10 protein-coding genes are annotated in these 10,035 nt (G+C 62.8%); 2 read left to right on the forward strand and 8 right to left on the reverse strand.

Translation table 11 applies throughout. The features are described 5' to 3' along the window. Positions 1-165 precede the first annotated feature (165 nt). Positions 166-2,301 (forward strand): sensor domain-containing protein, encoded by a 2,136-nt coding sequence (locus tag ACR0R4_RS07825; RefSeq protein WP_433646793.1) that lies wholly within the window; start codon positions 166-168, stop codon positions 2,299-2,301. On the opposite strand, the gene ACR0R4_RS07830 is transcribed toward ACR0R4_RS07825, so the two are convergent. The 6 genes from ACR0R4_RS07830 to sigK all read right to left on the reverse strand — a co-directional run bounded on the left by ACR0R4_RS07830 (position 2,294) and on the right by sigK (position 7,186). Continuing rightward, complete coding sequence (locus ACR0R4_RS07830; RefSeq protein ID WP_433646779.1) at positions 2,294-3,091, reverse strand: ABC-2 transporter permease; 798 nt, start codon at positions 3,089-3,091, stop codon at positions 2,294-2,296. The genes ACR0R4_RS07825 and ACR0R4_RS07830 overlap by 8 nt on opposite strands. Further along, positions 3,084-4,085 (reverse strand): ABC transporter ATP-binding protein, encoded by a 1,002-nt coding sequence (locus tag ACR0R4_RS07835; RefSeq protein WP_433646780.1) that lies wholly within the window; start codon positions 4,083-4,085, stop codon positions 3,084-3,086. The genes ACR0R4_RS07830 and ACR0R4_RS07835 overlap by 8 nt, the downstream gene beginning before the upstream one ends. Positions 4,086-4,108: 23 nt before the next feature. After that, positions 4,109-4,774: a mismatch-specific DNA-glycosylase gene (locus ACR0R4_RS07840; RefSeq protein ID WP_433646781.1), complete on the reverse strand. Its 666-nt coding sequence runs from the start codon at positions 4,772-4,774 to the stop codon at positions 4,109-4,111. A gap of 81 nt (positions 4,775-4,855) precedes the next feature. Continuing rightward, positions 4,856-5,497, reverse strand: coding sequence for a hypothetical protein (locus ACR0R4_RS07845; RefSeq protein ID WP_433646782.1), 642 nt, complete (start codon positions 5,495-5,497; stop codon positions 4,856-4,858). A 211-nt stretch (positions 5,498-5,708) separates the two neighbouring features. Continuing rightward, on the reverse strand, positions 5,709-6,599 hold the full coding sequence (locus ACR0R4_RS07850; RefSeq protein ID WP_433646783.1) for an anti-sigma factor domain-containing protein: 891 nt from the start codon (positions 6,597-6,599) through the stop codon (positions 5,709-5,711). Beyond that, entirely contained in the window at positions 6,596-7,186 is a 591-nt protein-coding gene (gene sigK, locus ACR0R4_RS07855; RefSeq protein ID WP_433646794.1) for an ECF RNA polymerase sigma factor SigK, read from the reverse strand. The genes ACR0R4_RS07850 and sigK overlap by 4 nt, the downstream gene beginning before the upstream one ends. A 292-nt stretch (positions 7,187-7,478) precedes the next feature. On the opposite strand from sigK, the gene ACR0R4_RS07860 reads away from it, so the two are divergent. Next, positions 7,479-8,123 carry a fasciclin domain-containing protein gene (locus ACR0R4_RS07860; RefSeq protein WP_433646785.1) on the forward strand — a complete coding sequence of 215 codons (645 nt, stop codon included), beginning with the start codon at positions 7,479-7,481 and terminating at the stop codon, positions 8,121-8,123. Between the two features lie 170 nt (positions 8,124-8,293). On the opposite strand, the gene ACR0R4_RS07865 is transcribed toward ACR0R4_RS07860, so the two are convergent. Continuing rightward, on the reverse strand, positions 8,294-8,836 hold the full coding sequence (locus ACR0R4_RS07865) for a YaeQ family protein (RefSeq protein ID WP_433646786.1): 543 nt from the start codon (positions 8,834-8,836) through the stop codon (positions 8,294-8,296). A 76-nt stretch (positions 8,837-8,912) separates the two neighbouring features. After that, on the reverse strand, positions 8,913-9,962 hold the full coding sequence (locus ACR0R4_RS07870; RefSeq protein ID WP_433645630.1) for an IS30 family transposase: 1,050 nt from the start codon (positions 9,960-9,962) through the stop codon (positions 8,913-8,915). Positions 9,963-10,035 lie beyond the last annotated feature (73 nt).

The raw sequence follows: 10,035 nt of genomic DNA on the forward strand, positions 1-10,035 counted from the left end.
ATTGATGACCCGCGACTTCAGTCTAAGTTGACCAACACCGGGAGTTGCAGGCAACACCGAAGCGCTCCAAACGCTTAGGATAAATGCGAAGGCTCGCTCGCCCGCTTCACGCGTGAGTGCGTCGATCGACCAGAAGGTCGGCGTATTCACAAGTGGGGAATGAATATGCAGGGTGAAACTGATGACAATAGCCGGGTGGCTGGCAAACCACTGACGCACAAATCTCAACGCGCCCTGATCGACAGTATCCCCGGAGTGTACTTCGTCTATAACTCCGAGTCCAAGCTCGTGGAGTGGAACCAGGGGTACCTCGACGCGGTCGGCATTCGGGAGGACGAATGCTACGGACGCGGAGTGGTCACCGATATCGCTCTCGAAGATCACGAGCGCGCACTCGCAGCCAATCTTGAGTTGGCGACCGTCGGACACACCATGGTTCGTGCTCACATGGTGCATTCCCAGACAGGCAAGCGCACCCCCTTCTTTTTCTCTTCCCGAACGATTCCCGAAGGCGACGGGTTCCGCATCGTTGGGCTGGGCATCGATATCACCCAAACCGTGGCAGTCGAGAACGAACTGCGGGAAGAGCGCGCCTTCTTCCAAACGCTGCTGGAAAGTTCGGTTGATGGATACGTCGTTCTCGACCGCGACGGTAAGGTCATCGCCCATAACCGACATCTTCTCGCTTCTGAGATTTTCGCCGAAAGTCCCCTCGGTATGCGCATCACTCCGCAGAACCTGCAGGAATTCTCGGAGATAGCCGAAGACCCCCAGGCACTTCGCGCTGACCTCCATACGGCCCTCGATGAACCGCATCTTCGCCATGGATTTCGGTTTCGGACTGCCGCAGGAAAATTCTTAGAATGCTCTGCCGCACCGGTATTGGATGAAACCGACGAACGAATCGGCCAGATCTATTCATTTCGGGACATCACTGAAATCCAGTTGGCGGAAGAACGTTATCGGCACCTGGCAACCCACGACGAGGTCACGGGAATTCTGAACCGCACCGCGCTCTTTGCCTCTCTCGAGAGTCTCATCACCATCGGAGAGCCCTTCGGGCTGATCGCGCTTGATGTCGACAGATTCCAGCGCTTTAACCACACCTACGGCCATCTCTTCGGAGACTCCGTACTCCGGCTCATCGGCGAGCACCTCAGCCAGGGCAGCCGCCACGAATACATAGTTGGGCGCCACGGTGGTGACGAATTCCTGCTGATCGTTCAGGGAGTCTCGACGAAGGAGCACCTCGCTGAGGTCGCCGAAGGAGTGCTCCGCCGTTTCAGCACTGTGACGACCCTGGGAGAACGCGAGCTAGACCTGCGCCTGCACATGGGCATTTGTATCTTCCCGCAGGATGGCAGATCCGTAGCAGAACTGATCACCCATAGCGACTATGCGATGACCACGCACAAGACACCCGGGCGCAATACTTACACCTTTTACACCGAGACCATGGGGACGGAACTCAGCCACCGCGTCGCTCTGGAGCAGCAGATGCGACACGCGATCACGTCATCGGCCTTCGACCTCGCCTACCAGCCGAAAGTCGACATCGTGAGCGGAGAGATCACCGGCATCGAAGCCCTCCTTCGCTGGCATGATCCAGACCTCGGGTGGATCAGCCCGGAAGATTTCATTCCCCTCGCAGAAGAGACCCGACTGATCATTCCACTCGGTACCTGGGTGCTCGCGACCGTCTGCAGCCAGGCGAAAAAATGGCTGGACCAGGGCATCTGCCGCGTATCAGTTGCAGTGAATGTCTCGATGATTCAGTTCTTCGAAACCGACTTCTTAGACACGGTCGAGCGGATCCTCCAAGACACCGGCCTTGACGGAAAATTTCTCGAGGTTGAACTCACGGAGACGATTCTTGCGCAGGATCCTCAGCTCCTGAGCTCCATTGTGGGACGGCTGCACGACCTCGGCATTGCCGTGTCCATCGATGACTTCGGGACCGGCTACTCGAGCCTCAGCTACCTCAAGGATTTCCAGGTCGACAAGCTCAAGATCGACCAGTCCTTTACCCAGCGCATTCACCATTCTGAGGAGGATGACGCGATCGTCCAGACCGCCATCTCGATCGCGCGAACGCTGAAGCTGACCACCATCGCCGAGGGCGTCGAGACGCTTGAGCAACTGAAATTCCTGCAGGAAAATGGTTGCGACCGAGCCCAAGGCTATCTCTTCAGCCGACCTGTCTCAGCGCAGGAGATCGAACAGATCTTCACCGACGAACGCCGCGGAATACTCACGCCGCAGCCACTCTCCGACGAAACGCGTCACCCACGCATCACGTGACATCCCGCCGATTCAGCACGAGCACCGTGAGCGAAACACACACGGCTCCGACAGCCCAGAGCAGCGGCAACCCGGGTTGCGCGAAGCCCTCCTGCAGCGGAAGCGGATCATACGCCCAGTGAAAGGGTGAGAGGTTACCGAGCCACTCAAGGTCGTTAGACTGCCTGGCCACCGCCTGAAACGCGAAGCCCAAGACCGCGAGGCTCGCTCCCACCCCGGTGGCGATTGAGCGGCGGCCGCTCAGCGCGCCGGCCAGGAGCGCGCCCGCACCGCTCAGGAAAGAAAGCCCACCGAGCGCCACGAGAGCCGCGGCCACATTCTGTGGTTCGAGGTTGAGCTCAGCCAGGTCATTGAGCGCGAGTATCACCGCGCCCGCCACCGCGAGGAGTACTGAAATTCTCATCAGCAGGGTCAGCGCAGCCTCGAGTACCACTCGGGTGCGGCTCACGCCGTGCGCGAGTGCGAGTTCGAGATCGCCGCTTTCCCAGGCACCAGCAAGCAGCGCAGACCCCCAGGAGGTCGCGGCAATCACCATCAAGGCGAATCCGATGAGCCCGAAGAATGTGCTCTGCGTGTAGCCAGCACCCGTTGTGATCTGGTCGTACCCGAGCGCGGCGATGAGTTCCGGGGGCAGGGTGTCGATGATCGCTTGCAGCTCGCTCGCCCCACCGAGGCTGGGAAACAGCGGCAGGTAGAGGAAGAGCGTTCCAGCGATCCCCGCACTCCACACGATGAGGCCGCGGGCGGAGCTGCGCACAGCGTGAGTCGTGAGTGGCAGGGGGTTACGCATCGTTTCCCCCGTTCCGCCCATGCTGCTGCTCTGGCTCTGGCTCCTGCTTCTGGCCCGCCGTTCGAAGCTGCCCCTGCCCACGCTCTTGGTAGAGATGCAGCACGGATTCTTCGAGATCAGGTTCTTCGAGCGAGAGATCGGCGAGCGGAAGGGCGGAGAGCGCCCGCACGAATGCACGGATGTCGCCCCGACTCGTGCCGCTGATCCGCAGCCCCACCGGGTCGTCGTTCACGTCAAGGCCCGCCAGTTCCGGAATCTCGCGGAGGAGTTCGCGCGTGCGCAGAGGCTCGGGCGTCTCGATGCCGGCGTTCACCCGGCGGATCGCGCGCAGGCGCAGCGCATCGACCTCGCCGCTTCCCACGATCTGCCCGTCGCCGAGCACCGCCACCTGGTGCGCGACCTGCTGCACCTCGCTGAGCACATGGGAACTGAGCAACACCGTCTGCCCGCGCTCACACACCTCGTGCAACAGGGTGTGAAACTCGCGTTGCACGAGTGGATCGAGGCCGCTCGTTGGCTCGTCGAGAATGAGCAGGTCGGGTTGATGCATGAAGGCCTGTACCAGGCCCACCTTCTGCTTGTTGCCCTTCGACAGCGAGTGGATCGGCCTGCCAAGATCCACCCCGAAGCGCTCGGCGAGCTCGTGCATGTACCCCTGATCCACCGGCCCCGACAGCCGCGCGAGGTGGCGCAGCAGGCGTTTCCCGGTGAGCCGCCCGTCGAGCCGCAGCTCCCCGGGAAGGTATCCGAGGTTGCGGCGCTGCTGCGCACCCGCGCGCCGGGGGTCTTCCCCGAGCACGCGCACCGTGCCCGCGGACGGCCGCAGGATGTCGAGAAGGATCTTCAGCGTCGTGCTCTTCCCCGAGCCATTGGGCCCGATGAGCCCGAACACGGTGCCACGCTCGATGCGAAGGTCAATGCCGCGCAGAGCCTCGCGCGAACCGTAGCTCTTGCGTAACCCCTGCGTTTCGATGGCTGACCCTGCATGCATCATCGCGGTACCTCCTGCTACCCAGGCTACCTGGCAGAGGGAGGCCGCTGTTGGCCGGCTTCCTCGTCGAGAACTTCCCGCCACTTCACAGCCAGCGAGTCGACCGTCTCGTGGGCATTCAGGCCGCTGGGTTGCGGCACCACCCAAAGCCCCACCGTCTCGGGCCATCCGTCGAGGGACGCGCCGTCCTGGCGCCCGAGTGCGGCCTTCGGTTGCCTGAAGGCGGCACGAAAGGCCGTGATGCCGGCGATCGCGACGGTGGCGGGCTGCAGCTCGCGCACTCGCTCAACCAGCGCAGCTGCGCCGCGACGAAGTTCTTCGGAGCTGAGTTCATCCGCGCGTGCGGTGGCTCGGCCGACCAGGTTCGTGATCCCGATGCCGCGTGACAGCAGGTGCTCCTCGTCCTCGGGAGACAGCCCGCGCGACGCGTCAATCGGGTACTCGGTCAGGCCCGCGCGAAAGAGCGCCGGCCAGAACCGATTACCCGGCCGCGCAAACGGCGCGTTGACTGCGGCGGTCCAGAGTCCCGGGTTGATGCCGACGATGAGCAGCCGAAGCGGATCCGCACCCTCAGCAGCGGAGTGAGCGGGAAGCACGTCGTCCAGTGCGTCCGCATCATCGGTCGCGAATCGGATGAGGTCGGCGCGGGTGGGCTTGGCGCCCCCAAGTGGCGACGGGCGTCTGGATGTCATGCCTTAAGCCTAGGCTTGGGGGATTTATCGAGCCTGATTCTGCCAGCGAGACCCGAATTGCGCTCAGCTGCGCCGCAGCGATCAGCTGAGGCGGTTCACCTGTGCTTCAAAGGCATTGAGGTGGTTCACTGAACCGTTTCTGAGTTCGGTGAAAACTGCAACGACGTCTGCAGGAAGGTCGTAGGTGAGGAATCGGTCGTACATGGCGATGTTGTCGATCTCAGCCTGCACGCCGGTCTGCGCAGCCTCGAGGAGGCTAGCCGGGACGACCAAGTGCTCGGCCGCGGTGTCGGCCGGGAATTCCTCGCCGCGTGTGGCGTAGATGCCGCGCAAGAGTTCGAGGTGAGACTCCTCCGAACGCATGATGTTCGCGTACGGTGCCTGCACGTTAAACGCGGCCATGATCTCCTGGTACTCCAGCCGGGCGATGTACTCGTCCTGCACGGCGAATGCCAGCATCTGCTCGAGCGTGAGGTCTGTCGCGGCGAGTGCACCCTGCGCGCCGTACGGCTCGGCTACCGGTGCGGCTTCGGGTTCCACCGGCTCTGGCGTCGGAGTTTGGGTGGCCGAGGGAGCTGAGACTATCGGCTCGCTCGCACTGGGCTCGGACTGTTGTGTTGTGCAGCCGCTGACCAACAACGGCACCGCGAGGGCGCCAACGATCAGTGGGCCGAGCGCGGCTCCGCGCCGAAGTGAGCGACGTGTGCGTGAGTGTGCAGCCATGTTGTCCTCGAATCTCTAGATACTCCCCCCAGTATTATCGCATTTCCTATGAAACAGCACAATGACCCTGGTGGATCGCGCCAGTGGAACTCACTCCGGTGGCGCTCAGTCCTGTCGGATATCTCACTCTGGTCGGATCCGAATTGGTGGATCCACCCGACCAAAGTGATATACCCGACGTGAGTTGCGGGTGCCGCGGGAAACGGGACGGCTACGTAGCCTGACCGGTCGGGCTCGTGGGGATGGCAAACACGAGCTTGTCGCTCGGCAGCCCGTTCGGCGATCCGCCCGTCACTTCGACGGTCACCGCGATCACGTCGCCCTCGTGCATCTCTCCGGACACGAGCACCGCGGCTTCGCCCTGGCTGTTGGGGTCAAAGGTGCCCGCAGGAATCTTCTCTTCACCACGCACGAACCACAGTTCGTAGGTATGCCCCGAGGGGGCCTGATTCAGGCCGGCGGTAATAAGCACGGCCTTGCCCTGATTCGCCGACCAGGTCAGCGCGGCCTCCCCGCCACCCGTGACCCGGGTGCTCGCGCTCTGCGCATCGGGGGCCGCGGCGATCTGCTCGAGGGCCACCACCCCGGCGGGTCGCTGGGGTTGGAGTGCGCTAAACAGACCCGATCCTACGCCCACGATGAGGGCCACGACCGCAAGCGTGGCCAGAATTCGGGTGCCGAAGCGGCGACGGCGCGGAAGCCCATCTTCGCCGTCCTCGGGGAGGTCGGGCCGCGCAGCGGGCGGAACTCGCGGCGCTGACGGGGCGGGCTCTGCCGGGTCTGCAGGCACAGTCTGAGCCGCGGGGAGGCTGGCACGATCCACTGCCTGCACCAGTGGCGGAGAATCGCGCAGCGCGCTCGGGCGCTCCCCCGCCTCGATGAGTGCGTCGAGCTGCGACATCAGCGACGCTTTGACCTGCTCTCGCGGTGCCTCCTCGGGCACGGAGGCGGCGAGCGCGGTCACTGTGTGCCGATCCAGATCGACCAGCTCGGCCCATTCGGGGCGCTCCGCCAGCGACTGCTCGAATGTCGCCCGCTCTTCGGCGCTGAGCGCGCCGAGGGCGAAGGCCGCGGCCAGCTCAGAGAACTCTTCCTTGGTCATGCGTTCACCCCCATTTCTGCGCGGAGCCTGGTAAGGCCGTCCCGCATTCGCGTTTTGATTGTGCCGAGCGGCGTGCCGGTGAGCGCGGCGATCTCGCTCTGGTGATACCCGCCGAAGTAGGCCATCACCAGCGCCTCTCGCTGCGCCTCGGGAATCCGAGACAGCGCCTGAGCCATGAGCTGCGCGTCGATGGTGAGTTCAGCGCGCTCAGCCACTCCGTCGAACGCCACCTCTGTGTCGCGGATCCCCACGCGAATATCGCGATCGACACTGGCGCGAGAAGCCCGCACCCGGTCAACCGCGCGCCGGTGCGCGATGGTCAGAAGCCACGAGCGCCCCTGCCCGCGCGCCGGATCGTAGTCGTCGGCGGTGCGCCACGCCTCGAGAAATACTTCCTGCAACACTTCTTCGCTCTGGTCACGATCCACCAATACGCGGCGGATCAGGCCGAACATGCGAGCCGACATCAGGTCATAGAGCTCGGTGAACGCGGCACGATCGCCAACGGCAACGCGACGGATCAGCCCAGCAATGTGGTCGATCGGTTCGGCATCCCCTTCGGGAACATCGAAGCCGTCAATCACCATGCGGTCAAGTATGCCGCACGCGCTGCTGGATCCCACTGAGCGCCGTCTCCTTCCTCTCATTCTTCTCTTATTTGAGTCTTCGGAGCCGACGTGCGAACGGATTGGGTGAAGGTCTCGCGCGTCCGGTTTCAGGTGCATCTTGGATGCCAGCCATTCGCCGAGAAAAAAGATTCACACAACCCCAATCCGTTTCCCCGGCCGGTCCGAAGACCACTGTGGAGGGCGAGGAAAGCTCGTCACCGAACCAGAGAATCCCGCCCGGCACGACACGGGCTCGACGAAGGAGAAAACGATGTCACGCAAGAAGCTGTTCCTCGCACTCCCCCTCGCGCTAGCGGCGAGCCTCGCGTTCACTGCTTGCACGTCGGCAGCGACCGAGACCGAAGAACCGGCAATGGAGCCCACCGAAACTGAAACGATGGAGGTCGAGGAGATGGATCCCGCGGCCTACCTGGTTGGCCCAGGCTGCGCCGCCTACGCCGAGCAGGTCCCGGACGGCCCGGGCTCGGTCGCCGGAATGTTCGAGTCGACCGTCGTCGAGGCCGCGTCCAACAACCCGCTCCTCACCACGCTCGCCGCGGCCGTCAGCGGCGGCCTGAACCCGAACGTGAACCTGGTTGACACGCTCAACGGCGGTGAATTCACCGTCTTTGCCCCGGTCGACGAGGCCTTCGCGAAGATCGACGCGGCCACCATCGAGACGCTGAAGACCGACAGTGATCTGCTCACGTCGATCCTCACCTACCACGTGGTTTCCGGTCAGGCCCTGCCCGACGACCTCCCCGGCATGCACACCACCGTGCAGGGCACCGACGTCGAGGTGACTGGCAGTGGCGACATGCTGATGGTCAACGGAGCCAACGTGATCTGCGGCGGAGTGCAGACCGAGAACGCCACCGTCTACCTCATTGATTCAGTGCTGCTGCCCACGAGCTAATCGAACGCACCTGCTGAGGTGACAGAGCGGGCCGACCGGGAGCATTCTTGGTCGGCCCGCTCTGCTGTGCGCCGCGTCCACGATTAATAGCATCGATCTGGTTGTGGCTGGCGACAAAGGAAGTACTCACGTCAGACCCCGCGATGCTCACAGGTGCATTTGCGAGACAGCTAGGTGAGGTGTTGCTCGTGAATCCGCGTCTCGAAATTACGGTCGTTGAGGGTCAGATACAGCTGGTCCTCCGTGACAGAGACTGACATCGAGTTCCGCCGCCCGATCGCCTGTGTCGCGCTCTCAATGAAACCGGGGTCGAACGATCGCACGGGGATCTCCGCCGCGCGGTGGATCGTCTTTCCCGCCCACGAGGTGAGAAGTTTTGCCGGATCACGATGGGTGTAGATCGCCACGCGATCCGCCAATTTGCTGCCGTGATGCAGTCGGGGCGCATCGGGGGCACCGATCTCGATCCACGCGGTGATGTGGCCGGTCATATCGCGCACCAGCACGGCCGGTTCGTCGGTGGACGAGAGCCCGCCCTCGGCGAACGTGATGCCCTCCTCGTGCTCCAAGCAGTACGCGAGCACCCGAGTCATCATGTAGGCATCGGTCTCAGAGGGGTGCCTGGCAACTCGCAGGGTGAGCTCTTCGTAGACCGCCCGATCGATGTGAGCGAGCTGCACCTCAAATGTGTGGATCGTTGCGCCAATTGCCATAGTGTTCGAGCCTATCGGGGCGAGACTCACGACCGCGCGGGCCCGGATTTTAGTTCGGAGTGCAACACCCAGTGAGTTACCCCGAGCATAACTCCTGGAATACCTCTGCCGGGGTCGCCCAACCCAGCACTTTCCTGGGCCGGTCATTGATCTCACCGATGTACTCGTCGAGTTCTTCCTGGGTGAGGTCCTCGAAGGTTGTGCCCTTGGGGAGATACTTCCGTAGCCGACCATTGAAGTGCTCGTTACTGCCCCGCTGATATGCGCTGTACGGGTCACAGAAATAGGTGGGCACCCCGATCGTGTCGGCAAGCATGTAATGGCGTGCGAACTCGCTTCCATTGTCGGCTGTGACAGATTTGACGGCGTGTGCAGGCAGCACCCAATACACGCCAAGCTGCGCCTCCAGAGTCGGGGCAGCAGCGACTCGGGAGAGCTTCACTCCCAGGTAGTAACGGCTTGTGCGTTCGACCATGGTGTGAATACCGCCGGTGCCGTGTGCGCCCAGCACACTGTCTGATTCCCAATGCCCAAACTCTTCCCGCGTCAATACCTCGGCGGGTCGTTCATGTATCGAGACCCGATATTTGATGCGTTCCGTGTGTACCTTTCGGCCCTTGATGCGGCGTCGTTTCTTCTGCCCCCGAGCAAGGTATTGGTGCAACTGCCGATGCTGTTGCCCGGGTGAGTAAATCCAGGCATACAACGTTTCTGGGCTGACCCGCATACGGTGATCGGTGGGGTGCTCGATAGGGAGGCGTCCGCTGATCTCTTCCGGGGTCCACCCCCGCCCCAAATGTGTGATCACCCAATCAACGAGCGGGTCATGCGTCATTCGGTAGGGCTGGTGCGAGCGTGCTCGGCGTGTGTTGGCGTGGAGTTGTGCTTGACCAGCGAGATACACCCGGTCTCGCCGGTGACGGGTGTCGAGTTTGTTCCGTAGGTAGGGGCGAAGATTCGCGTGGTCGTGTTCAGGTTGCCAGGAACGCTTCTTGATCTCGCGGCCGATGGTTGAACGGTGCACGCCGATTCTTCGAGCGATCTCGGCGTGGGTGTGGCCGTGGTCGTGGAGTTTCTCGATCTCGATCCGGTCGTTCAGGGTGAGGTGGCGGTAAAGTGTGGACAAGGAAGCGCAGCCCTTCGGTGGTGGTCTAGACAACTCACACTTTAGGTGTTGCGCTTCCGTCTAGAACCCGGGG

This window comes from Leucobacter fengyongliangi (assembly GCF_050971685.1).
Lineage (GTDB): Bacteria > Actinomycetota > Actinomycetes > Actinomycetales > Microbacteriaceae > Leucobacter.